The following is a 22,307-nucleotide window of genomic DNA, read 5'->3' as shown; positions in this document are numbered from 1 at the left end:
ATTGCACCAGCATCACAACGGACTGAAGACCGCCGCTCTTTTTGGCGTGCTGTGGGCGGTATTGCTGGGTATCGGCGCACTGATGGCCGCCAGCCTGCGCAGCGCCGCGCCATTGTGGATCATGGCCCTGATCGGCGTTGGCACCACTGCCTACGGATACTGGAACAGTGACAAAATCGCCATCCGGTCCATGCAGGCCTATCTCGTGACGGCGGCCGAGGCGCCGCAACTGCACCGGATTGTCCAAGAGCTCTCGGCCACGGCACAGCAGCCCATGCCGCGGATCTACCTCTCGCCGACAATGGCGCCAAATGCCTTCGCTACCGGACGGAACCCGCAGAACGCGGCGGTGTGCTGCACGGAAGGCATCCTCCGGCTGCTGGACGACCGCGAACTGCGCGGTGTGCTGGGCCACGAGCTGATGCACGTTTATAACCGGGACATCCTGACTTCGTCCGTGGCTGCGGCCGTCGCCGGGGTTATTACCTCCGTGGCCCAGATGTTCCTGTTGTTCGGCGGCGGGGACCGGCGCAATGCCAACCCCATCGCCGCGATCGCGATGGCGCTGCTCGCACCCTTTGCCGCCTCGCTGATCCAGATGGCCATTTCCCGGACCCGGGAGTTCGACGCCGACGAGGACGGGTCCAAGCTCACGGGTGATCCGCTGGCGCTCGCCTCCGCCCTGCGCAAGATTGAGCAGGGCGTGCAACTGGCGCCGCTGCCGCAGGACCAGCGGCTGGTTAACGCCTCGCACCTGATGATCGCGAATCCGTTCCGCGCCGGCGGCGTAGCGAAGATGTTCTCGACGCATCCGCCGATGAGCGAGAGGATCGGCCGGCTTGAGCGGATGGCCGGCCGGCAATCGGGCTAGGCGCTGGCCCGGCACCGGCGGGCGGCGACCCTCCCTGACGCCGAGAAGTGCCCGTGCTGCGCGAAAGGGCCGTCGATGCCGGTATTACGGCATCGACAGCCCTTTCGCGCGTCGTCGGCAACTTTGTGCCGCGGCAGGCTCTTAGCTGCGGAAGTTCACAAACTGCAGGTCTGCCTCGTCGAATCCCTTGAGCAGGTTCATGGTTTCCTGGAGGTCGTCGCGGGACTTGGAAGTCACGCGCAGCTCGTCGCCCTGGATCTGCGACTTGACGGACTTGGGACCCTCGTCGCGGATCAGCTTGTTGATCTTCTTGGCGAGATCCTGCTCGATGCCTTCCTTGATGGTGGCCTCGAGCCGGAACTCCTTGCCGGAGGGATACGGCTCACCCGTGTCCAGCGACTTCAAGGAGATGCCGCGTCGGATCAGCTTGGACTGCAGCACGTCCAGGACGGCCAGCACACGCTCTTCGGAGTTGGCCTTCATCAGGATCTTCTCGCCGCTGAAATCAACCTCGGCGCCGACTCCCTTGAAGTCGTAGCGCTGGACCAGTTCCTTCTGCGCCTGGTTCATCGCATTGGCGACTTCCTGCTTGTCTACCTTGCTGACGACGTCGAATGTGGATTCGCCTGCCATGACTGTCCTCCTGATCGTTGGGGTGCCCGTCGAGGGGCTCTGGGGTCTGTAATCCAGCCTAGTACGGATGCCCCGATCTGAAGGCGCCGCGATCCGCCGCTTTCACAGTCCGCTCAAAGCTGAGTCAGGGCGGGAACGAAGTTTCGGCGCGCAGAGTTGCGGGAGTTGGAAGAGTTCCCCGAAAGGTAGACCTTATGCAAAACCAGGCCGTCCGGTACGTCATTAGCTCCACCGCGGCGGCAGTTGGCGGAATTGCCGCCGCCGCGACCTCGGTGGCTGCCGCAACACTGGCGGCTTCGATCATTTTCAGCCCCGCCGCCGATGCCTCGGCGAGGCTGGATGGTGTTCATGCGGACTTGGCGCGGGCCATCCAGCTGAACCAGGTCACCGAGGAACAGGCCGCAAGGTTCGAGGCGAAACTCGCCGGCCGCATCCTAGGCGAGGCCTGAGTTTCCAGGCTTTTTGAGGTGGCAGACCGCCGATTCGATTCTTCGGCGGAAGTTCTGTAAAGTTGTCTTGCCCGCGGTTACTGGAAGCGGAACGGACTGGAAACAGGCGTTTTGTAGATAGCGGCCGGGAGTGATCTTCTTTTGAAGTTCGGCAGATTACCCGAGCGGCCAAAGGGGGCTGACTGTAAATCAGCTGGCAACGCCTACGGGGGTTCGAATCCCTCATCTGCCACCCTTGAAAAAGTCTCCGGAACCAATAGGTTCCGGAGACTTTTTCTTTGCCGGGGCCCCTCGTTCCGCTCCGGAGCTGCGGGGCGGACGGTGGTGGTCAGGCGGGGCCTGAGCCGGCGAGGATGCCGTCGATCTGGCCGAGGGCCTGCTTCATGCCCTCTTCCATGCCCATGGCGAGGACCTGTTCCAGTGCGGCGGCCGAGTCAAAGGTCGACACCACTGTCATCCGGGTGCGGTTTTCGACTGCCGCCAGCCTCATCACTGCATGGCTCGTGCCCAGGTCGGGGTTCGGGTCGCCGTTGTCATCAGCAAAACCGTCGTCGAACTCCAGGCGGTGCGGAGCCTCGATGGCGGTGAACCGCCACCAGCCGCGGGCTTTTTCGCCGTCGGGTCCGGTCATGTAGTAACTGGCCTTCCCGCCGGGCACAAAGTCGTGGCTCTCGAAGGTCGCAGGCCACGTGGGCGGGCCCCACCAGCGCTCCAGCTGGCGCGGGTCCTCCCAGAGCTGCCAGACGCGCTCGATGCCGGCGTCGAACTCGGCGATGACGGTGAAACTGAGGGCTGCGGCATTCTGGTGTGAACTGATAACGGCCATGGCGGAACTCTTCCTATCCCTCGGTGAGAATTTCTGCGATCCTGGTGGCCCGGTCCCGCCAGATCACCTCGTATTCATCGAGCAGCCGCCGGGCCCTTTGCAGGGCATCGTGGCGTGCGCGCACGATCTGCTCCCGTCCGCGCTTTTCCTTCGTCACCAGGTCAGCGCGCTCCAGGACCGCCACGTGTTTCTGTACGGCGGCAAAACTCATGGCGTAGTGGTCCGCCAGCCCCGACACGGACGACTCTCCAGCCGTCACCCGAGTGACGATATCGCGGCGGGTAGCATCCGCAAGCGCCTGAAACAGGCGGTCAAATTCGGCATCCCTTAGCTTATCTACAACCATTTGGTTGTAGAATAGTCCGGTTGACCGGCGGTGTCAACGCTGCCCGGTCGGCCCTTGGGCCATGCCGGGGTGCACCGCGATGAGCTCAATTTTGTTCCCCGGCTGGACAGTCCTTTTCGGGGCCCGGGAGCACCCCGGCGTCCAACTGGTTCAACATCCGGTGGGCGGCGAGTGCCTCGTCCTAAACGGTGCTGCGCGGCGGCCCGGAAAATTCCGTCGGGCAGCCGACGTTGAAAGTGCTGGAAATGACGGTGCTGAGGCTGCTCCGGGGAAGGGACGGGACGCTGGAGCGCAAATGTTAATATTCAGTCCCATCCGTGCGATGACGGGCCACGAATAGCTCTTCGGTAGGCCAAGGCGGTAAGCAGTCCGGCGCGGCCCGCCGGGAGCCCATTGGGTTCGGGAGATCATCGGCGAGGATGACACCGGGGCCAAAAGCTGAACATCAAGCAGCAATTGCACCGGAGCAGCAGCCAGGATAAAAGGCAGCCGCCAGGCGCATATCACCGTGTATTGCCGCTCAGGGCAGTACTGTAGTGCCGTTCGCCGTCAAACAGTTTTGACGCCAAATATTCATTATCGCCGTCAAATATCAAGGAGCCTACGTGAAATCTTTTGCCTGTGGAGACGTAGTACCTGGTTGCGAAGCCCGATGGGTATGCAGCACGGAAGACGAAATCCTGGTCACCGTCGCCGCGCACGCAGCGGCCGCGCATGGCTTGGTGGAACTGCCCGACGAAGTCGTCCGGTCGGTCCACCGAGCAATCGTTCCGGTTAGTTGAGCAGCCCCGCGGCGGGCCGGCCGTCTCCCGCTGCCCGCGCCCCCGCGGGACCGCACTGGGAGGAGCTCTTGGCGGTCGCCTGCCGTGGAGACGGCCTCGCAGCGGCGTTCCAGCCGATTGTCGACACAGCCCGCGGTTCGGTGGTGGGCTATGAAGCGCTCGCCCGGTTTCCCGGCTTCACCGAGCAAAATCCCGAAGTGTGGTTTTCCGCTGCCCGCGACCATGGGAAGTCTGCAGAACTCGAATCGGCCGCCCTGCGGACAGCACTCGCGGCCCGTTCCACGCTGCCGACCAACTGCTTCCTGACTCTCAACGTTTCTCCCGAGCTGCTGGGCACCGAGGAGATCCGGAGCATCTGGCGGGAGGAAGGAAATCTGGGTGGACTCATCGTTGAACTGACCGAACAGACCCCCATCGATTCCTACGTGGGGCTGGAACCTGACCTGAACCAGCTGCGTGCCGCCGGCGCCCTGATCGCCGTGGACGACGCCGGTGCCGGCTACGCGGGACTGCGGCACCTGTTGTCGCTGCGGCCCTCCCTGATCAAGATCGACCGTGACCTCATCCAGGACGTCGACCGCGATGAAGCAAAGCGAGCCCTGATCGAGATGCTGGGCACCTTTGCCAGCCGTGTCGACGCATGGATCCTGGCCGAGGGTGTTGAACGGGTGGAGGAACTCGACGCTCTGGTCTCTCTTGGTGTGCCCCTGGTTCAGGGCTATTACCTGGCCAGGCCGGCACCGGCCTGGGCCGGCATCGATCTGGATCTGGCCCACCGGCTCGCTTCGAAGCCAGCGGCATCCGGCAAGGCAGTCGTTCGCGATGTCCTAGAATCTGCGACGACGGCAAGTACTGTCGTGCTCGCCGCGGAGGCCTTCGCCGGAAACCCCGGACTTGAGTCGGTGGTTTTGATCGGTGAGCACCTGCGGCCGGTTTCTGTGCTGACCCCGGCCGCAGCGGGGCTGGGCGTGGTCAACCCCGGCATGCGCGTGAACCTGGATACCCCGCTGAGCGAGGCCCTGGCCCGGTCCATGACGCGGTCCGCCTCCAGCCGGTTCGAGCCCCTGTTGGTAACTGACAACGCCGGCCGCTACGCCGGTGTCGCCCGCTTGGAACGGATGATCACGGCGCTGGCAACGCCGGAAGCCTAACCGGGTCCTGCTTCGGGTCGACGCTTGAGGCCGAGGATCTGGTCGGTGGCCGGATCGGGCACCCCGTCGAAGTATGCGGCAAGCACCTCCCGGAAGATGCCCGCACGGGGGTCCGCCCGCAGGAACAGGGTCATTGAGGAGCGCAGCTTCCGCTCATCGATCCCGCCGAAGATCTGCACGGCGGAGCGCCCTGCCAGGCCGGCCACCGCCTGTGTGCATTCGACCAGCCGGGGACCCAAGACCGGATGCAGCAGATAGGCCTTCGCTTCATCCAGCGATGTCACTGCGTACCGCTGTGCAGTCGCGCTCCTCCCGAGTCCGGCGAGCTGCGGGAACACAAACCACATCCAGTGGCTGCGCTTAGATCCCCCGCGAAGCTCATCGAGGGCACGCCGGTAGCTTTCGTCTGAATCCTGGGCTGTGACGAAACGTTCCAGCTGGTAGGGGTCCTCCACAGTGTCCTCCCTGGCCCGGCCCGCGTCTGCGCCCCAGCGGGCCGTGACGTCCGGACAGCCGGCGACCGAGGCCGGCCGCACGCTGCCACAGCGGCGCGGTTCTTCGATCCTATGGTGGCGGAAGCGTCCGAGGAAAGAGGGGGTTCGTGCAGCAGTGCTCCCGGCCAGCCCGGCCATTGATTCACGGGCCAAGTAAGGTGGGCCGAATGTTTGCATTCTTCACCGAAACAAGCCTGGTGGAAGCCGGCCTGCTGCTTGCGACGTTTGTGCTCTGTTCGCTGATCGGCATTGAGCGCCAGGTCCGGCAGAAGAGCGCCGGCTACCGGACCCATGTGCTGGTGGGACTCGGCTCCTGCGCGTTCACCCTGGTGTCCGCCTACGGTTTCGCGTTTGTGATGGACCCCGGGGCGCCTGTGGCGCCGGCAGGATCCCTTCCGTGGACAGGAACCGCGTGATGCACATCGACTATGCGGATGGCCAGGGCGTTCTGCGGCAGATCCTCGAGATCGCCACCACCTTGGGGTTCAGTTCCTCGATCCAGCGCACCCGTCGCAGCGGGGATGAGCAGAAGCCAATGGTCTCCATGGACGTGCGGTTCTTCGGACGCCATCCGCTGCGCAACCTCGTCCTGCCGCTTATGGACCTGCAAGGCGTTGCAAGCGTCAGCGTCCGTGGCGCCGATTCCAGCGAGGACGACGACGATGCGGCCTGAGCTTTTGCGTGCCAACGATCAGACCCTGGCCGGCAGCGTCCAGGTCCGGGTGCTGCGAGCATCCGACGCGGCGGCTCTGAGCGCTGCATACCGGCGGAACCGCGAGCACCTGGCGCCTTGGGAGCCGCTGCGGGCAGAGGAGTTCTTCACCGTCCACGGTCAACGGGCAAGCATTCAATCCAAGCTGGACTTGTTCGATGCGGGATCGGCTGTTCCCTGGGTTCTCACCGACGGTGACGTGATTGTGGGGTTGATGACCCTCAGTGGCATCGTCCGGGGCCCGTTTCTCAGCGCCAACCTCGGGTACTGGGTGGACGAAGGCTACGGCGGGCGCGGGATCGGCTCGGCTGCGGTCGCCTGCGCCGTCGAGTCAGCGCGGGAGGCACTGGGCCTGCACCGGCTGCAGGCGGCCACCCTCCGGCACAACGCAGCCTCGCAGAAGGTCCTTAAGCGCTCCGGGTTTATGCAGATCGGCATGGCACCGGACTATCTCAACATTGCCGGCGCCTGGCAGGACCACCTCCTCTTCCAGCGCATTCTGGCGTAAGCCGCGGGAGCACGGCGGCGGCAAGTTCTGCCTCAAGGCGTGCGAGACTCTTCAGGTGACTGATGAAACGCCCGGAGCCCTGGACCACGTGGAACTGTGGGTCCCGCACCTTGGCCGTGCGCAGTCCGAATGGGGCTGGCTCCTGACCCGGCTGGGCTATCGCGACCACCAGGACTGGCCGCACGGGTGCAGTTGGCGGCGGGGTCCGACGTACATCGTCGTCGAGGAGTCTCCGGCGCTGAGCAGCCGCGCCTACGAGCGCACCGCGCCCGGACTCAACCACCTTGCCTTTCGAGCGGGTACCCGGCGTCAGGTCGATGCCGTGGCGGTGGACGCCGTCGCGCATGGCTGGCGGGAACTGTTCCCCGAGAAGTACCCGCACGCCGGCGGCCCGGACCACTACGCCGCATATTTGGTGAATTCGGACGGCTTCGAAGCAGAATTGATCGCGACCGTCTGAAACGTCGCGCGGCCAGGGACCGGGGATCAGCGGACCATCCGCAGGATCCGGACCGGGGTGCCGAGCAGTTCGTGGTCGGCTGCGGAGCCGTCGGGGGAGAAGCCGTTGCGGCGGTAAAAGGCGAGCGCCCGGGGATTTTGTTCGGCAACCCAAAGATAGGCACCGCTGTCGGCCACGGCTGAATCCAGCAGCAGTTGGCCCGCCCCCGAGCCATACTGGCTGGCGAGTACGTAGAGTCCCATCAGCTCCCGGTCTCGGGGTCCGTCCTCATCGCGTCCGGCCCCGGCGCTGGCCCAGCCGACGATCTCGGCGCCGGCGCAGGCCACCCAGACACTTGAGGTGCCGGCGGCGATGATGGAACGCCAGCTCCTCTCCCGCGGGCCCTGCTGCAGTCCGGCCAGGGCAGCTGCCGGCAGGAGGTGGGCGTAGCTTTCGCGCCAGGCCTGGAGGTGCACGCGGGCAATACCGCCAGCGTCCGCCGGCGAAACGGCCCGTACAGTCAGGTCCCTTGTCATCCGAACAGCGTAATACCCCGGAGAAGCGGCCGGCCGGCGGACACTCAACCTACCGCCGGACGGGGCGCACGCCGCGGGTACGGGTCTTGGCAGCTTTGTTACTCGCGGGTAACATGTTCACCATGCATCTGCTCCTGCGCACGCTCGTCCTGCTTTTTACCTCGTCCCGCCGCTCTCCGCTAAGCATCTGGGACACCGCGTCGCTGCCGTTGAAGGTACTGCCGACCGATATTGATATTGCGATGCATGTCAACAACGGAATGTATTTCTCCCTGATGGACCTGGGCCGGTTTGACCTGATGGCCCGCAGCGGAACCTGGAAGGCCATGCGCCGCAGGGGATGGAGTCCCGTGGCGGCGGGGGAGACAATCGCTTTCCGCCGTTCGCTGCAGTTGTGGCAGCGGTACACCATTGAAACGAGGATCATCGGCCTGGACGAGAAAGCCATCTACTTCGAGCAACGGATGGTGGTGGACGGGGAAATCTACGCCCGTGCCTTCATCGCAACCCGTCTGGTCAGCAAGGGCAAGCCGGTTAGCCAGGCTGAAATCATCCGTGAGTTCGGGGCGCCTCCGGCGGATTTGGAACTGCCCGCCTGGATTCACGAGTGGCGCGAAACCAATGCCCTTCCCGGGGCGCGCCGCGCCGCCCCGAACGTCTGGGCCTAAGTCCCCACGTGGCGCCGGCGACAGGCCCAAGCCGCCGGGCCGGCTGGGTACACCTAAGGCCCCGGGGCGGAAATCCGGGCCCGCCGGTGTGTCGTCACATGGATGTGCCAACAGCGAAATGCGCGGGACAAGGCGGGGCTGCTCGCGTACCGTTGAACCATGGCTACCGTAGACATTACAGGTGAACAGTTCGCATCGACCGTCGAGGACAACAACATTGTCCTTGTTGATTTTTGGGCCGAGTGGTGCGGCCCGTGCAAGCAGTTCGGACCCACCTACGCCGCAGTTTCCGAGAAGCACCAGGACGTTGTGTTCTCGAAGGTGGACACGGAGGCCGAGCAGCAGCTCGCTGCCGAGGCCGGCATTACCTCCATCCCCACCCTGATGGCGTTCCGTGAAAAGGTGCTGGTGTTTTCCCAGCCGGGTGCGCTGAACGCCCAGCAGCTGGAGCAGGTCATCGACGCCGTCAAGGCCCTCGATATGGAAGAAGTCCACGCGCACGTCGCGCGGTCCCAGGCGGAAGCCGCCACGGCAGCCACCGCCCAGGACGGCAGCCAGATCCCGGAGTCCTAGCTACCCCGCACGGACCCACAGAGAAAAACGCGGGGCCGCTGCGCACCCATGGTCGTAAGACCAATGGGTGGGCAGCGGCCCCGCGTTGTTTTGGGACTGGGGGCTTAGAGTTTCACGAGCTTGACCGGCTCCGCCAGCAGTGCGCTGAGGGATTCGTTGAGGTCCTGGACCGCTGTTCCTTTTGAATGCGTGTCCAGGTCTTCCTGCGAGGCCCACTGTTCGGTCAGCACCAGCTTGGCCTCGGTGGCCTCCGTCAACTCGTACCGGATGCAGCCGGGTTCGTTGACTACTTGCTCAATCGCAATCTCCAGCGCGAGCTTCACACGAAAGAATTCGCCGTCGTTGGGGATGAAGGTGGCCTGAAGGTCTATGGGTTCGCTCATGGTTTTCACCATACCGGGTCGCGTCCTTGTGTCCGAAGATTTCGTAGGACATCCAAGCTTTGGTCTTCTTTTGCCGGCCGAGTGTTGGTAGCGTCACAGCATGCTTGCATACACAGCCGGGGACACTGACGTCCCGCTGCTTGAGGAAACGATCGGCGATAATTTCGAACGAATCGTGGCCCGGTTCCCTTATCAGGACGCCTTGATCGAGGCTGCGGCGGTTCCGGGGGAGGAAGCGCGCCGCTGGAGTTATACCAAACTGAACGACGACGTCGACCGGGTCGCCCGTGCCCTGCTGGCCCTGGGCGTGGCAGCAGGCGATCGCATCGGGATCTGGAGCCCGAACTGCGCCGAATGGACCATCCTGCAGTACGCGACGGCCAAGGCCGGGGCGATCCTGGTCAACGTCAATCCCGCGTACCGCAGCCACGAGCTGGAATTTGTGGTGCAACAGAACGGCATGCGGATGCTGGTCGTGGCCCCCTCGGACCGTAACAGCGACTACACCGCCATGGCTCGTCAGGCGCTGGCCGAATGCCAGGAACTGGTCGAACTTGTTTTCCTTCCCGATTCCGGCCTGCCGGGCCTTACGGCCGGCGTCCCCGAAGCTGGCGGCGAGCGCAGCTACGCGGAACTCCTGAAACGTGCCGACGACGTCGGGCACGCTGCCTTGAAGGCGCGGATGGCCGAGCTGGACCCCCACGACCCGATCAACCTGCAGTACACCTCGGGCACCACCGGCTTCCCCAAGGGGGCCACGCTCTCGCACCACAACATCCTGAACAACGGCTACTCGATCGGTGAGTTGCTCGAATACACCGAACGGGACAGGGTGGTGCTTCCGGTGCCGTTTTACCACTGCTTCGGTATGGTCATTGGAAACCTCGCCGCACTAAGCCACGGCTGCGCCACCATCATTCCCGGCCGGGGCTTCGCCCCCGCAGCCGCGCTGGAAGCGGTGCAGGACTTTGGCGGCACCTCGTTGTACGGCGTGCCCACGATGTTTATCGCCGAACTGGCGCTGCCCGACTTTGCCTCCTACGACCTTTCCACGCTCCGCACCGGGGTGATGGCAGGATCGTTGTGCCCCATCGAGGTGATGAACCGGGTCATAGCGGAGATGAACATGCGCGACGTCGCTATTTGCTACGGGATGACGGAAACTTCGCCGGTGTCCACCATGACCCGCAGTGTCGACACAATGGCCCAGCGCACCCAAAGCGTGGGCCGGACGATGCCGCACCTGGAGAGCACTGTTGTGGATCCAATGACCGGCGGGGTGCTGCAGCGCGGGGAGATCGGAGAACTGTGCACCCGCGGATACTCCGTTATGAAGGGGTACTGGAACCAGCCGGAAAAGACCACGGAGGCGATCGACGCCGAGGGCTGGATGCACACCGGCGACCTCGCCCGGATGGATGCGGACGGCTACATCGTGATCGAGGGACGGATCAAGGACATGGTGATCCGTGGTGGTGAAAACGTCTATCCCCGCGAGATCGAAGAGTTCCTGTACACACACCCGGACATCCAGGACGTCCAGGTGATCGGGGTGCCGGACGCCCGGTACGGCGAGGAATTGATGGCCTGCATTATCCTCAGGGCCGGCGCCGCCCGGCTGGACGCCGAGAGCCTGGCCGAGTACTGCCGCGGGAAGCTGGCGCACTACAAGATCCCGCGCTATGTGGACGTGCGGGATAATTTCCCGATGACGGTCTCCGGCAAGATCCGCAAAATGGACATGCGGCAGGAAGCCGTGGCCCGTCTGGGGCTCTGACCCCGCCCTGCCGCGGCGGCGGGCTAGTGGCTGCGGTGGTCCTGGATGGTCATCCGCGGCCCGAAGGTGGGTTTGCGGAAGCCGCTGAACCCGATCATCCGGACCACACGCTGCCGCTGCCCGGCCCACGGTGCCAGCAGCCGGAGCATGCCGGCGTCGTCCGTCCGGCGGCCGGTGAGCGCCGCGCCCACATACGCCGCAAGGTGGTAGTCGCCCACGGCAATGGAGTCCGGACAGCCGTGGGTGCGCTGCACCACCTCCGCCGCGGTCCACGCGCCGATTCCGGGAAGGGTCTGCAGCTTCGCGGAGGCCTCCGACGCCGGAAGCGCGGCGAGCCGCTCCAGCGCGACGGCGGAGCGCAGCGCGCGCATGACGGTTGCCGATCGTTGCGGCCCCACCCCGGCCTGGTGCCATTCCCAGGACGGGATGCGCAGCCACTGCTCGGCGGTGGGCTGGACCATCAGGTTGGCGGGAGCGACGGTGCCTGCTCCGGGTGCCGGCGTGCCAAAGCGGTACATCAAATACCGGTAGCCGCGCCTCGCCTCAATGACTGTGACCTTCTGCTCCAGCACCGTCGGCACGAGGGAATCGATCATCCGGCCGGTGGCGGGCAACCGCACAGCCGGGTTTCGGCGCCGGGCCTCAACCACCATCCGGGGGAGCGTGGCGTGGAAGCCGGCCTCGTCAAAGCCGGACCAGTCATCATCGCGGCCCAGCAGCCGCGGAACGGATTCCACGGCCGCGGCAGCTCCCGGACCCCAAGCCTGGACGTTGACGGCCGGTTCCGAGCTCGGTCCGGCGGCGGTCAGGCGCAGCGACGCCGGACCCGACGCCGTCGTGAAGCCCAGCCACAGTCCGTCAGCCGCGGTGCGGATGGACGGATCTCCCTGCCCGCGCAGGAGCGGCCCGAGCGTCTGGGACAGGTCGAAGGGGCCGCCCGGGTGCCAGCGCAGCGAGGCGTCGGCCGCGGCGGCAACGCTTGCCGGGACGTCTGCAATGGTCATCCGACAATGATTCCACGCACGGCCAGCGGCGACCGCATCTTGGCCGCCGGCGGCCCGCCCCGCAGGGCCCGTAACGTCCCGGGCCGGCGGGGTTAGACTCCGGCTGTGGGGCTGGCCGCGTACGCCCGCCCCTGGCCCGAATCCTTGTTCCTAGGAGAACGTAATGGCTGGTGGAGTAGTACATTTTGAGATCCCCGCTGACGACGAGCACCGCGCACGGGAGTTCTACAGGTCGATTTTCGGCTGGGAGTTTCAGGTACTGCCGGAGATGGATGGAACGCGTACTTCAAGGACACCGAGGGCAACGTTCCAGGACTGTGGCAAAACGCCTCGGCGCGCGGAAGCGCCGGCTCCCCGGCCGCTGTGATCAGTGCATTTCCGTGGTCAGCCAGAGTGCCACAACCGCTAGCGGCACGGTGAGGACGACGGCGGCGAGGCCTGCGACCGCGAACCCGCCCCAGCGGATCTTGACGTTGAGGGTGCGCAGCCGTTCGTGCCAGAGGAGAGTGGCCAGGGACGCCCACGGGGTTACCAGCGGGCCGAGGTTCACCCCGAGGAGCAGGGCCGCGAGCCGCACCGGCGAGTCGCCTGCCGGTTCCAGCGCCAGGTAGGCCGGCAGGTTGTTCGCCGCGTTCGCCAACCCAGCGCCGATTCCCGCGAGCTGCAGCAGCGCCGGAAGACCCTCGCCTGACCCGGCGATTCCGGACAGGAACCGCGTGAGGCCTTGGGCGTGCAGGGCTTCGACCACCATAAACAGCCCGACGGTGAGGCTAAGCGGCCGCCAGGGGATCATGGACCACCGCAGCGCCGCGCGACGGCGCCAGAGAAAGAGGCCCAGCAGGACCGCCGCCGCCGTGATCGCCGGGAGCTGCACGGGAACGCCGGAGACGAGGGCGGGCAGCAGCAGCACCATCACCCCCGACGCCAAGTACAGCAAAAGCCTGTCCCGTGCCTTGCCGGCTGGCTGTGGAATGTAGCGGCCGGCCAGGTCCTTCCGGAACGCCAGCCACAGCAACCCGATCGGGACCAGGATCCCCACCAGCGCCGGCGCCCAGACGAGGCCGGCAAAGGCGGCCGGGCTGAGCTTCAGCCGGTCCTGGGCCAGCAGATTCGTCAGGTTCGACACCGGCAGCAAAAGCGATGCGGTGTTGGCCAACCAGACCGTTGTCAGCGCAAACGGCAGCGGCGGGATCCGGGCGTGGATGGCCAGCAGCACAACGACCGGGGTCACGAGCACGGCAGTTGTATCCAGGGACAGGAACACTGTGGAGACGGTGGCCAGGCCGATCACCAGCAGCCACAGCAGGAAGACCCGCCCCCGGCCCAGCACCGCAAGCCGCTCCGTCACGACCCGGAACAGGCCGGCGTCGTCAACCATTTCGGTCACGAGGGACATGGCTACCACAAAGGCCAGCACCGGGACGGTGCGGGCGGCCAGGGCCTCGAACGCGGGCCAGGGCAACAACTCGGTGAGTAGCACGGCGGTGCCCGCGGCCAGCATGCCGGCGGGGAGCAGATGGTCGTTCAATTCCCTGGGCCAGCGCATGCTCGTCACCGGATAATCTTCGCACCCGGATGCGCCGAATGACTGCCCCGACGTCCCGCGGTCCGCGGAGACGGTAACTTTGTATCTATGAAGTACGCCCAGTCCGTTCTGGACCTCATCGGCAATACGCCGCTCGTCAAGCTGCACCACGTTACCGACGGCATCGGGGCCACGGTCCTGGTGAAGCTGGAATACCTGAACCCCGGCGGTTCCATCAAGGACCGCATCGCGGTGAAGATGATCGAGGAGGCCGAACGCACCGGCAAGCTCCTGCCCGGCGGCACCATCGTGGAACCCACCTCCGGCAACACCGGTGTGGGACTGGCCCTCGTAGCCCAGCAGAAGGGCTACCGGTGCATTTTTGTCGTGCCGGACAAGGTCGGCGAGGACAAGCGCGCCGTCCTCCGGGCCTACGGCGCCGAGGTTGTGGTGACTCCCACCGCCGTCGCCCCTGACAGCCCGCACAGCTACTACGGCGTCTCGGACCGGCTGGTGACCGAAATCCCCGGCGCCTATAAGCCCGATCAGTTTTCCAACCCGGCCGCCCCGGCCAGCCACTACGAATCGACCGGCCCGGAAATCTGGGCCGACACGGACGGCCGGATCACGCACTGTGTGATTGGTGCCGGTACCGGCGGCACCATCACCGGTACCGGCCGGTACCTCAAGGACGTCTCGGCCGGCCGGGCGGCGGCCGACGGCGGGGTGGTCAAGATCATCGGCGCTGATCCGGCAGGTTCGGTCTACTCCGGCGGCACCGGACGGCCGTACTTCGTCGAGGGTGTCGGTGAGGACATGTGGCCCGCCAACTATGACAAAACCGTCGCCGACGCCGTCATCGCCGTGAGCGATGCCGACTCATTTGAGATGACCCGCCGGCTGGCCCGGGAAGAAGGCCTGCTGGTGGGCGGGTCCTCCGGCATGGCAGTCGTGGCCGCGCTGCAGGTCGCCAGGGACCTGCCCGATGACGCCGTCGTTGTGGTGGTCCTGCCGGACTCCGGCCGCGGTTACCTGGCCAAGATCTTCAACGACCAGTGGATGCGCTCGTACGGCTTCCTCGCCGGCGGGGACGAAGCGTCGGTGGGCGAGGTCCTCAAGTCCAAGACCGGCGAGCTGCCGGACCTTGTGCATATCCACCCCACCGAAAGCGTCCGCGACGTTATCAACATCATGAATGAGTACGGCGTCTCGCACATCCCGGTGCTCTCCCAGGAGCCGCCGGTCGTGATGGGCGAGGTGCTGGGGGCGGTTGACGAACGCACCTTGACCGCGAAGCTCTTCCGGGGCGAAGCCAAGCTCTCCGACAAGATTTCCGAACACATGGAGGCCCGGCTGCCGGTCATCGGCTCGCTGGAATCCATCTCGACCGCCCGCGATCTCCTCTCCGGCGCCGACACCCTGATGGTGACGTTCGTCGGCGCTCCGGTGGGGATCCTGACCCGCCACGACCTGCTCGCCTACCTCAGCAACTGACCCGGTGGCGGGGCATGCCGTTGCAGCATGCCCCGCCCGCCGGCCGAAAGGAACGCACATGTCTTTGCCAGCCAACTCCTCCTCAAAGAACCCAGGCTTCAACACCCGCGCCGTGCACGCCGGCCAGGCGTTCGAGCCGCGGACCGGCGCCGTTGTGCCGCCCGTGCACTTCTCCTCCACCTACGCCCAGGACGGGATCGGCGGTCTACGGTCCGGCTACGAGTACGGGCGCGGAACCAACCCCACCCGGGATTCACTGCAGGAACAGCTCGCCGCGCTGGAAGGCGGCTCCGCTGCCTTCTCCTTCAGCTCCGGTCTGGCCGCCGAGGACTCCATGATCCGTGCGCTGACCCGCCCCGGCGACCACATTGTGCTGGGCAACGACGCTTACGGCGGCACCTACCGGCTGATCAGCCGGGTTCTGGGGGAGTGGGGAATTGGCAACACTCCGGTGGACATGTCCAGTCTTGACGCCGTGGCGACGGCCGTGGCGGCCCACAAAACCCGGCTCGTGTGGGTGGAGACGCCGTCGAACCCGATGATGAAGATCACCGACATCGCGGCGCTCGCCAAGGTGGCGCACGACGCCGGAGCCCTCCTGGTAGTGGACAACACCTTCGCCTCCCCGTACCTGCAGAACCCGCTGGGCCTCGGCGCCGACATTGTGGTGCATTCCACTACCAAGTACATCGGCGGGCACTCGGACGTTGTCGGCGGTGCCATCATCGTCAACGACGCGGACCTGGCCGAGAAGATCGGCTTTGTGCAGTTTGCCGTCGGCGCCGTCTCCGGCCCGATGGATGCTTTCCTCACCACCCGCGGGCTCAAGACCCTCGGCGTCCGGATGGACCGGCACAGCGACAACGCCCAGGCCGTGGCCGAGTGGCTGCTGCAGCGCCCCGAAGTGGAAGCCGTACTCTACCCGGGACTGCCCTCACACCCCGGCCACGAGCTCGCCCGGAGGCAGATGAAGAAGTTCGGCGGCATGATCTCCGTGCAGTTCAAGGGCGGCGAGGCGGCGGCGCGCAAGGTGGCCGAGTCGACTTCCGTGTTCACCCTCGCGGAGTCCCTCGGCGGCATCGAATCGCTGGTGAATTACCCGTCGGAAATGACCCATGCCTCGGTCAAGGGCACCGAATTGGCCGTCCCCGTCAACCTGATTCGGCTCTCCTGCGGCATCGAGGATGTCGAGGACCTGATCGCTGACCTGGAGCAGGCATTCTCACAGATTGCGTCCCAGACCGGCGGGTCAGGCAGCTAACCACCCGTGACCACCACCACTGCCACGTCCTCAACCACCCGCGGCTGGCTCGCGACGGCGGCCGGCGCGCTCGCCGTCGGCCTCGCGCTGGTGGTGCTGTATTCGGCGTATATTCCGCTGATGAATGACTTTGAGGTTTACTTCTACGGCGGCAGCCGGGTGCTGCAGACCGGGGAAATCGGCGTCAACGAGCTGTACGCGGCGCGGGACGGGCTGCCGTTCACGTACCCGCCATTCGCGGCGCTGCTGTTCGCGGCCATGGCGACACTGGGCCAGGGCGGCGGGAGTCTCTTGTTCACCTGCACGGCACTGCTGGGCGCCGCTGTCTTGGCCGCCTGGCTGGCGCGGCACTACTTCCGCCCCGGCAACTGGCGGAACGCATTCGCGGACTGGCGTTTCCGGACAATGGCCCTGGCCGGCACGGCAGCGATCCTGCTGTTGGGGCCCTGGCGGGACACTTTCGACTTTGGCCAGATCAACATCATTCTGATGGGTCTGATCCTGGCCGACTTCGCGCTCTACGGCAAAGCCCGTGCCGGGCATATCCGCTGGCCCGCCGGTTTGCTGATCGGCATGGCTGCGGGCATCAAGCTGACTCCGCTCGCGTTCGGGCTCTACTTCCTGGTCCGCCGCGATTTCAAAGCCCTCGCCTGGATGGCGGCCGGCTTCTTCGGTTCCATCGGCCTCGCCTGGGCCGTGCTGCCGACGGCATCGCTCACCTTTTGGACCAAGATCCTGCCTGACACCGGTCGAATCGGTGGGCCCGCATACGTGGACAATCTTTCGGTCAAGGGCTTGCTGCTGCACCTGGGGCTGCCGGATTCCGGCGTGACCAGCGTGTTGTGGCTGGTGCTGGCCCTGGCGCTGGCTGCGATCACAGCACTTGTGATCACGCGGGCCGTGGCCGCGGACGAAAACCTGGTCGCCGTCTCGGCAACCGCCGTGCTGATGCTCCTGGTCAGCCCGGTTTCCTGGTCCCACCACTGGGTATGGATGGCTGTCGCCCTGCCCGGCATGGGCTTCGCGATCCGGCGGGTGCCATCCAGGAACGGGCGGATGCGCCGTGCGGGCTGGATCATCGTCGCGTTCTCCGCGCTTTCTTTTTACCTGACGCCCAAGTACCTCTCGGTCTTGGCGGGCGCAGCGGAGTGGGGTAAGGACCCGCAGACCCAGTGGCAGCTGATCGTGGCCAGCCTCGGGGTGCTCTGCGGCGTCGCCATTCTGATCTACTGGGCGCTGGCGTACCGGCCTTCCCGGACGGTGCTGCACCCGCAGGCTGCCCCGGGGGCGTAGCGCCGCGAGCTGCCCACTCGCCGGAGCCGCGCTGGGCCTGTCCGCACCCGTCTTCTTCTGGTCGCCGAAGACCATCGGTGTGGCCCTCGGCGCCGAAAACCTCAATGTCCAGGCGCCTTACCCGTGGATTATGGCCTCCAGTGCCGGCGTGTTCTGTGCCCTGGCCATCATGGTGTGCCGGCTTCTGGTCCTGCGCCGCGCTTCCCTGACGCCGGCGATCCAGACCCCGCAGGTCGATGAAGCGGACTACCGCCGAGTCGGCACTTGATGGCGATGATTGCGCCAAACACTGCCGCGAAATGACAACCCGGGCGGTCTCCGACGCCGGTGCGGCCCGGGCCTACACTGGTGAAATGGACACCGCCTCTGTTTTCGCCGTCTGCCGCGTGCACCAGTTGCTGAACGACACCGGAAGCGTGGGCGTGACAGCCATCGACAAACGGCCGGTGGCCGGGCCGGTCAAGGTGCACAGGCTTGGACTGCGCGGTGACATCCAGGCCAGCCGGATCCATCACGGCGGCGAAGACCAGGCGCTCTATGCCTACTCCCAGGACGACGCCGACTACTGGGCAGCGGAGCTCGGCCGCGAACTGCCGCCCGGGACCTTTGGTGAGAACCTGCGCGTCGCCGGCGTCAGCGCAACCAACGCCGTCATTGGGGAACGCTGGAAGATCGGACTCGACGTCGAAGTTGAAGTAACTTCTCCGCGCACGCCCTGCGCCACGTTCCAGCGCCGCATGCAAGAGCCGCACTGGGCCAAGCGGTTCGGCGATGCCGGGCGGGTGGGAACGTATCTGCGGGTAGTGCGCGTCGGCAGCATCCAGGCAGGGGACCACATCCACCGGATCTTCGTTCCCAGCCACGGGGTGACGATCGGTAAATGGTTCAGCGAGCCGGCATTCGAGGATATGGAGGCCCTGCGTGACGCCGACGCCGACGGTGAGATCCGCCTCCAGCCTGAGTACCACGGGGAATTCGAGAAGCTGCAGCGCCGTCTCCGGGCGTAGGGCAGCGGGCCCCGTGTGCGCAAGCTCACCGCTGTTCCGGGCCCTCTGGTTACCCATGCGAGGATTCATGCTTTATGATTGAAGTATCCCCCACTCCGGAAATCCCTTATTTCCTGCCCAATTCTTGAGGCAAGACTGGTAAGTGTTGGGGCCCGCGCAATTGAGATGCGGGCATTTTCATAGGGAGAGCCGGCTAAAGAAAACGCTGTACAGACTGCTGTGATAGCAGCCAAGAGATGCAGCGGGAAGTCCTGCCACGGGATTGCGAAAGCGCCGGGCTTCTATGTGACCGGCCGGTCAAGTACGTCCGGCGATTCAGGTCACGCGTACTGCGGCTCCGCTCACCTCGGGTTGTGCCGCTTGGCCCCTATGGATGAGGATATTTCACCTATGCCCGAAAATCAGAACAACTCCGTCGACACCGAAATCACCACCGAGAATAGCCAGGTCGACGTCGAGACTTCTGAAACGGCTGCCCCCGCAGCTGGCTCCGCCCCGGAATTCACCGAGGCGCCTGCGGACCACGAAGCTCCGGCCGCCGCCGAAGCCGCACCGCAGACCGAATCTAAGCCCGAAGCCGCATCAGCTCCGGCGAAGGAAGACGACGCCGAAGACGAAGGCGTCAAGTTCGTAGACCTCGGCATTGACGGCCGTGTCCTGGCCGCCCTGCAGGATGTGGGCTACGAGAAGCCTTCGCCGATCCAGGCAGCAACCATTCCGTTGCTGCTCGAAGGCCGCGACGTCGTGGGCCTGGCCCAGACCGGTACCGGTAAGACTGCAGCATTCGCAGTACCGGCGCTGTCCCGCCTGGCCGAGCTCCACGACCTCAACGGCCCGTCCCGCAAGACCCAGGCCCTGGTGCTCGCACCGACCCGTGAGCTCGCGCTCCAGGTTGCCGAAGCGTTCACCTCCTACGCCAAGCACATCGACGATTTCACCGTCCTTCCGGTGTACGGCGGCTCCGCCTACGGCCCCCAGCTCAACGGCCTGCGCCGCGGCGCCCAGGTTGTTGTCGGTACCCCCGGCCGCGTGATCGACCACATCACCAAGGGGTCCCTGGATCTGTCCGAGCTCCAGTACCTCGTGCTGGATGAGGCCGACGAGATGCTCCGCATGGGCTTCGCCGAAGACGTGGAGCAGATCTTCCAGCAGACCCCCGCGGGCCGCCAGGTGGCGCTGTTCTCCGCTACGATGCCGAGCCAGATCCGTCGGCTCTCCAAGCAGTACCTGAACAACCCCGCCGAGGTACAGGTCAAGTCCAAGACCACCACCGGCGCCAACACCCGCCAGCGTTACCTGCAGGTCATGGGCCCGCACAAGCTCGATGCGCTGACCCGCATCCTCGAGGTCGAAGAGTTCGAGGGCGTCATCGCCTTCGTCCGGACCAAGATGGCCACCGAGGACCTCGCCGACAAGCTGCGCTCGCGTGGTTTCCAGGCTGCTGCCATCAATGGTGACATCCCGCAGCAGCAGCGTGAGCGAACTGTCGAGGCCCTGCGTGACGGCAAGATCGACATCCTCGTCGCCACCGACGTCGCGGCCCGCGGCCTTGACGTTGAGCGCGTCAGCCACGTGGTCAACTACGACATCCCGCACGACACCGAGTCCTATGTGCACCGCATCGGCCGTACCGGCCGTGCAGGGCGTTCCGGCGACGCGATCCTCTTTATGACGCCGCGGGAGAAGTACTTGCTCCGGTCCATTGAGAAGGCGACCCGCCAGCCGGTGGAGCAGATGCACCTGCCCACCGCCGAATCGGTCAACACCCTGCGCCTTGGCAAGTTCGCGGAGAAGATCACCGAAACCCTCGCCTCCGAGGATGTTGCGGCGTTCCGCGACCTCATCGCCTCCTATGAGGAAGAGCACAACGTTCCGGCGTCGGAGATCGCTGCCGCACTGGCCGTGATGGCTCAGGGCGGCCAGCCTCTCCTGGTCAAGGAACTGCCGGCAGCCCCGGAATTCCAGAAGCGTGAACGCGCCAAGGATGGCTTCGGCTCCCGTGGCCCGACCCGCACCCTGACCGAGGGCAACGCCACCTACCGGATCGCCGTCGGACGCCGCCAGCGCGTGATGCCGGGTTCCATTGTTGGCGCCATTGCCAACGAAGGCGGCATCTCCTCGGCCCAGATCGGCGGCATCGACATCCGTGCGGACCACTCCCTCGTGGAGCTCCCGGCGGACCTCAGCGCCGACCAGCTCAAGGCGCTGTCCCGCACCCGGATCGGCGGCGAACTGATCCACCTCGAACTGGACAACGGACGCAAGCCCTCCGGCGAGCGTGGCGGCTACCAGGGCAGCAGCAGCCGTAGTGGCGACCGCGGCGGTTACTCCGGCGGCGGCGACCGCGGGGGCAACTTCAAGGGTAACGGCGGCTTCAAGCGCGAATTCCGCAAGACCGACGGCGAGCGGTCCTCCGCGGACCGTGGCGGACGTTCCTTCAGCGACCGCAACGAGCGCGGCGTCGGCACCGACGCCGCGCGCAAGCCGCGCACCGAGGGCGGCTTCAAGCCCCGCACCAAGTGGTAGCCACTCGCTGCTGAGCACTGAATCACCCTGAGAACGGGCCGGCTCTATTGCCGGCCCGTTTCGGTTTAAGTTCCTTTGGTCACATACCGACCCCATGTTCCGCATCTTGGCGGCAAAGGCGCCGTCGACGGCCTTGTCCAGGTGCGTCCTCGAAGACGATGAACGGCGCGTTCCGGCCGAGCTCCATGCAGATGCTCAGTACGTTGGTGGCGGTGTCGGCCATGAGTCGTTGCCCGCCGGCCAGCAGCGGCCCGGAGCTGCCCGCGGCGCTGGCGGAGGCCACGACGTTGAGTACTCCGGCGGGCAGGCCAGCATCCAGCATGGTCTGCGCAAAGAGCTGGGCGGTTGGCGGGGTAAGCCCAGCCGGCTTGAACACTATGGTGGCGGGACCCCGCAGACCACCACATGCGAGTTCTGCTGGACCCACAAGGGCCCTTCTACAACTGCGATATGAGAGAACACCGCGACCGCGACCATCTGGAACCAAAGATGACACCAGCTGGCTGGTTCCCTGACGTGAGGCTCCACCACGAAAAGTGGGGCTTTCCAAGGCCTACCGCCGAAAACTGTGCCCGTTCCGATTCTGGGTTTCGGGCACTCGCTGGCCGGACAACGCGTGCGACATCTGGCTCTCACCTCGACATGGCGGGCGACGGACATAAGGAAGGTTGGGGCCGTGGCGTTCATTCGGGGAGGGATGGCCGATGTGCCGAGATTCCCCGAGATCAGTGGCGAAACGCAGAGACCTTCCAAGCTTCGTAGCCTTGCGCTTTGTCGATCATTTTCCGCGGATTGTTGCCGTCCTGGGCAAGCCACAGGATATTGGAATCCTTTGTGGCGTGGTCGACGCGGCCTGTGCGGACTGTTTTTCCCTGGCGCCGGATTTCCACTGTTGCGCCGATCAGGTGTGCCCAGTCGTCATGAAGGATCATGAAGTTCGTTCCTTTTCAGAGTGGTTGGGCTACCAGCCGCGCTCGGCGAGGCGGTGCGGGGCCGGGATTTCGTCGACGTTGATTCCGACCATGGCCTCGCCCAGGCCGCGGGAGGCC

General features: G+C 65.6%; 27 protein-coding genes, 1 tRNA gene and 1 pseudogene. 19 read left to right on the top strand and 10 right to left on the bottom strand.

Features of this window, described 5'->3' with window-relative positions:
• Window position 1: 1 nt before the first annotated feature.
• Complete coding sequence (htpX, locus tag QK287_RS00140) at window positions 2-871, top strand: zinc metalloprotease HtpX (RefSeq protein WP_282358517.1); 870 nt, start codon at window positions 2-4, stop codon at window positions 869-871.
• A 141-nt stretch (window positions 872-1,012) separates the two neighbouring features.
• Here htpX and QK287_RS00135 read toward each other — a convergent pair whose 3' ends face one another.
• Window positions 1,013-1,504 (bottom strand): YajQ family cyclic di-GMP-binding protein, encoded by a 492-nt coding sequence (locus QK287_RS00135; RefSeq protein ID WP_226773971.1) that lies wholly within the window; start codon window positions 1,502-1,504, stop codon window positions 1,013-1,015.
• A 194-nt stretch (window positions 1,505-1,698) separates the two neighbouring features.
• Between QK287_RS00135 and QK287_RS00130 the strand changes: the two genes are divergently transcribed.
• Together QK287_RS00130 and QK287_RS00125 are read left to right on the top strand one after the other, a co-directional pair.
• Window positions 1,699-1,953 (top strand): hypothetical protein, encoded by a 255-nt coding sequence (locus QK287_RS00130; protein WP_226773970.1) that lies wholly within the window; start codon window positions 1,699-1,701, stop codon window positions 1,951-1,953.
• A 150-nt stretch (window positions 1,954-2,103) separates the two neighbouring features.
• Window positions 2,104-2,185: transfer RNA gene (locus QK287_RS00125), tRNA-Tyr, on the top strand.
• Between the two features lie 96 nt (window positions 2,186-2,281).
• Here QK287_RS00125 and QK287_RS00120 read toward each other — a convergent pair.
• Both QK287_RS00120 and QK287_RS00115 read right to left on the bottom strand, forming a co-directional pair.
• The gene (locus QK287_RS00120; RefSeq protein WP_226773969.1) at window positions 2,282-2,779 is read right to left on the bottom strand and encodes an SRPBCC domain-containing protein; all 498 of its coding nucleotides are present in this window, start codon (window positions 2,777-2,779) and stop codon (window positions 2,282-2,284) included.
• Window positions 2,780-2,792: 13 nt separating this feature from the next.
• The gene (locus tag QK287_RS00115; protein WP_226773968.1) at window positions 2,793-3,125 is read right to left on the bottom strand and encodes a metalloregulator ArsR/SmtB family transcription factor; all 333 of its coding nucleotides are present in this window, start codon (window positions 3,123-3,125) and stop codon (window positions 2,793-2,795) included.
• A 605-nt stretch (window positions 3,126-3,730) separates the two neighbouring features.
• On the opposite strand from QK287_RS00115, the gene QK287_RS00110 reads away from it, so the two are divergent.
• Both QK287_RS00110 and QK287_RS00105 read left to right on the top strand, forming a co-directional pair.
• Window positions 3,731-3,907, top strand: coding sequence for a DUF1059 domain-containing protein (locus QK287_RS00110; protein WP_226773967.1), 177 nt, complete (start codon window positions 3,731-3,733; stop codon window positions 3,905-3,907).
• Window positions 3,904-5,058 carry an EAL domain-containing protein gene (locus QK287_RS00105; protein WP_226773966.1) on the top strand — a complete coding sequence of 385 codons (1,155 nt, stop codon included), beginning with the start codon at window positions 3,904-3,906 and terminating at the stop codon, window positions 5,056-5,058. Before QK287_RS00110 ends, QK287_RS00105 begins: the two co-directional genes overlap by 4 nt.
• On the opposite strand, the gene QK287_RS00100 is transcribed toward QK287_RS00105, so the two are convergent.
• Complete coding sequence (locus tag QK287_RS00100; RefSeq protein ID WP_348774843.1) at window positions 5,055-5,705, bottom strand: DUF1810 domain-containing protein; 651 nt, start codon at window positions 5,703-5,705, stop codon at window positions 5,055-5,057. The genes QK287_RS00105 and QK287_RS00100 overlap by 4 nt on opposite strands.
• A 14-nt stretch (window positions 5,706-5,719) precedes the next feature.
• On the opposite strand from QK287_RS00100, the gene QK287_RS18495 reads away from it, so the two are divergent.
• Genes QK287_RS18495 through QK287_RS00085 form a run of 4 tightly spaced genes read left to right on the top strand, consistent with a single transcriptional unit; the run spans window position 5,720 to window position 7,232 of the window.
• Window positions 5,720-5,968 carry an MgtC/SapB family protein gene (locus tag QK287_RS18495; RefSeq protein WP_309485679.1) on the top strand — a complete coding sequence of 83 codons (249 nt, stop codon included), beginning with the start codon at window positions 5,720-5,722 and terminating at the stop codon, window positions 5,966-5,968.
• On the top strand, window positions 5,950-6,225 hold the full coding sequence (locus QK287_RS18490) for a hypothetical protein (protein WP_348774680.1): 276 nt from the start codon (window positions 5,950-5,952) through the stop codon (window positions 6,223-6,225). The genes QK287_RS18495 and QK287_RS18490 overlap by 19 nt, the downstream gene beginning before the upstream one ends.
• Window positions 6,215-6,772 (top strand): GNAT family N-acetyltransferase, encoded by a 558-nt coding sequence (locus QK287_RS00090; protein ID WP_226773964.1) that lies wholly within the window; start codon window positions 6,215-6,217, stop codon window positions 6,770-6,772. The genes QK287_RS18490 and QK287_RS00090 overlap by 11 nt, the downstream gene beginning before the upstream one ends.
• 55 nt (window positions 6,773-6,827) lie before the next feature.
• Window positions 6,828-7,232 carry a VOC family protein gene (locus QK287_RS00085; protein WP_226773963.1) on the top strand — a complete coding sequence of 135 codons (405 nt, stop codon included), beginning with the start codon at window positions 6,828-6,830 and terminating at the stop codon, window positions 7,230-7,232.
• Between the two features lie 26 nt (window positions 7,233-7,258).
• Here QK287_RS00085 and QK287_RS00080 read toward each other — a convergent pair whose 3' ends face one another.
• Complete coding sequence (locus QK287_RS00080; RefSeq protein WP_226773962.1) at window positions 7,259-7,747, bottom strand: GNAT family N-acetyltransferase; 489 nt, start codon at window positions 7,745-7,747, stop codon at window positions 7,259-7,261.
• A 122-nt stretch (window positions 7,748-7,869) separates the two neighbouring features.
• On the opposite strand from QK287_RS00080, the gene QK287_RS00075 reads away from it, so the two are divergent.
• Together QK287_RS00075 and trxA are read left to right on the top strand one after the other, a co-directional pair.
• Window positions 7,870-8,415 (top strand): acyl-CoA thioesterase, encoded by a 546-nt coding sequence (locus QK287_RS00075; protein WP_226773961.1) that lies wholly within the window; start codon window positions 7,870-7,872, stop codon window positions 8,413-8,415.
• A 159-nt stretch (window positions 8,416-8,574) separates the two neighbouring features.
• Window positions 8,575-8,988 (top strand): thioredoxin, encoded by a 414-nt coding sequence (gene trxA, locus QK287_RS00070; protein ID WP_226773960.1) that lies wholly within the window; start codon window positions 8,575-8,577, stop codon window positions 8,986-8,988.
• A gap of 104 nt (window positions 8,989-9,092) precedes the next feature.
• Here the strand turns inward: trxA and QK287_RS00065 are convergent, their stop codons facing one another.
• Window positions 9,093-9,371: an antibiotic biosynthesis monooxygenase gene (locus QK287_RS00065; protein ID WP_226773959.1), complete on the bottom strand. Its 279-nt coding sequence runs from the start codon at window positions 9,369-9,371 to the stop codon at window positions 9,093-9,095.
• A 100-nt stretch (window positions 9,372-9,471) separates the two neighbouring features.
• On the opposite strand from QK287_RS00065, the gene QK287_RS00060 reads away from it, so the two are divergent.
• Entirely contained in the window at window positions 9,472-11,148 is a 1,677-nt protein-coding gene (locus tag QK287_RS00060) for an AMP-binding protein (RefSeq protein ID WP_282358504.1), read from the top strand.
• A gap of 23 nt (window positions 11,149-11,171) precedes the next feature.
• Here the strand turns inward: QK287_RS00060 and QK287_RS00055 are convergent, their stop codons facing one another.
• Together QK287_RS00055 and QK287_RS00050 are read right to left on the bottom strand one after the other, a co-directional pair.
• Complete coding sequence (locus tag QK287_RS00055; RefSeq protein ID WP_282358503.1) at window positions 11,172-12,152, bottom strand: 3-methyladenine DNA glycosylase; 981 nt, start codon at window positions 12,150-12,152, stop codon at window positions 11,172-11,174.
• Between the two features lie 367 nt (window positions 12,153-12,519).
• On the bottom strand, window positions 12,520-13,698 hold the full coding sequence (locus tag QK287_RS00050) for an SLC13 family permease (protein ID WP_282359020.1): 1,179 nt from the start codon (window positions 13,696-13,698) through the stop codon (window positions 12,520-12,522).
• Between the two features lie 87 nt (window positions 13,699-13,785).
• Between QK287_RS00050 and QK287_RS00045 the strand changes: the two genes are divergently transcribed.
• From QK287_RS00045 to QK287_RS00020, 6 genes are all read left to right on the top strand, one after another.
• Window positions 13,786-15,171, top strand: a complete 1,386-nt coding sequence (locus QK287_RS00045; RefSeq protein WP_226773956.1) for a cystathionine beta-synthase — start codon at window positions 13,786-13,788, stop codon at window positions 15,169-15,171.
• A gap of 58 nt (window positions 15,172-15,229) precedes the next feature.
• Window positions 15,230-16,432, top strand: coding sequence for a cystathionine gamma-synthase (locus QK287_RS00040; protein WP_226773955.1), 1,203 nt, complete (start codon window positions 15,230-15,232; stop codon window positions 16,430-16,432).
• Between the two features lie 6 nt (window positions 16,433-16,438).
• Window positions 16,439-17,725, top strand: a complete 1,287-nt coding sequence (locus tag QK287_RS00035) for a glycosyltransferase 87 family protein (protein ID WP_282358501.1) — start codon at window positions 16,439-16,441, stop codon at window positions 17,723-17,725.
• A 79-nt stretch (window positions 17,726-17,804) separates the two neighbouring features.
• Window positions 17,805-17,993, top strand: coding sequence for a hypothetical protein (locus tag QK287_RS00030; RefSeq protein WP_282358500.1), 189 nt, complete (start codon window positions 17,805-17,807; stop codon window positions 17,991-17,993).
• Between the two features lie 85 nt (window positions 17,994-18,078).
• Window positions 18,079-18,732, top strand: a complete 654-nt coding sequence (locus tag QK287_RS00025) for an MOSC domain-containing protein (protein WP_282358499.1) — start codon at window positions 18,079-18,081, stop codon at window positions 18,730-18,732.
• A gap of 390 nt (window positions 18,733-19,122) precedes the next feature.
• On the top strand, window positions 19,123-21,258 hold the full coding sequence (locus QK287_RS00020) for a DEAD/DEAH box helicase (RefSeq protein ID WP_282358498.1): 2,136 nt from the start codon (window positions 19,123-19,125) through the stop codon (window positions 21,256-21,258).
• A 90-nt stretch (window positions 21,259-21,348) separates the two neighbouring features.
• Here the strand turns inward: QK287_RS00020 and QK287_RS00015 are convergent.
• Window positions 21,349-21,640: pseudogene (locus QK287_RS00015) on the bottom strand (aldehyde dehydrogenase family protein); the annotation flags it as partial.
• 23 nt (window positions 21,641-21,663) lie between these two features.
• Here QK287_RS00015 and QK287_RS18485 point away from each other — a divergent pair.
• Window positions 21,664-22,020: a hypothetical protein gene (locus QK287_RS18485; protein WP_309485677.1), complete on the top strand. Its 357-nt coding sequence runs from the start codon at window positions 21,664-21,666 to the stop codon at window positions 22,018-22,020.
• Here the strand turns inward: QK287_RS18485 and QK287_RS00005 are convergent.
• Window positions 21,984-22,190, bottom strand: a complete 207-nt coding sequence (locus QK287_RS00005; protein ID WP_282358497.1) for a hypothetical protein — start codon at window positions 22,188-22,190, stop codon at window positions 21,984-21,986. The genes QK287_RS18485 and QK287_RS00005 overlap by 37 nt on opposite strands.
• Window positions 22,191-22,307: the final 117 nt, after the last annotated feature.

The sequence above is a fragment of the Arthrobacter sp. AL05 genome, assembly GCF_029960715.1.
In the GTDB taxonomy this organism is placed as follows: Bacteria; Actinomycetota; Actinomycetes; order Actinomycetales; family Micrococcaceae; genus Arthrobacter.
Note: the sequence above shows the minus strand (reverse complement) of the source record. Positions and strands in the feature narration are given on the sequence as shown.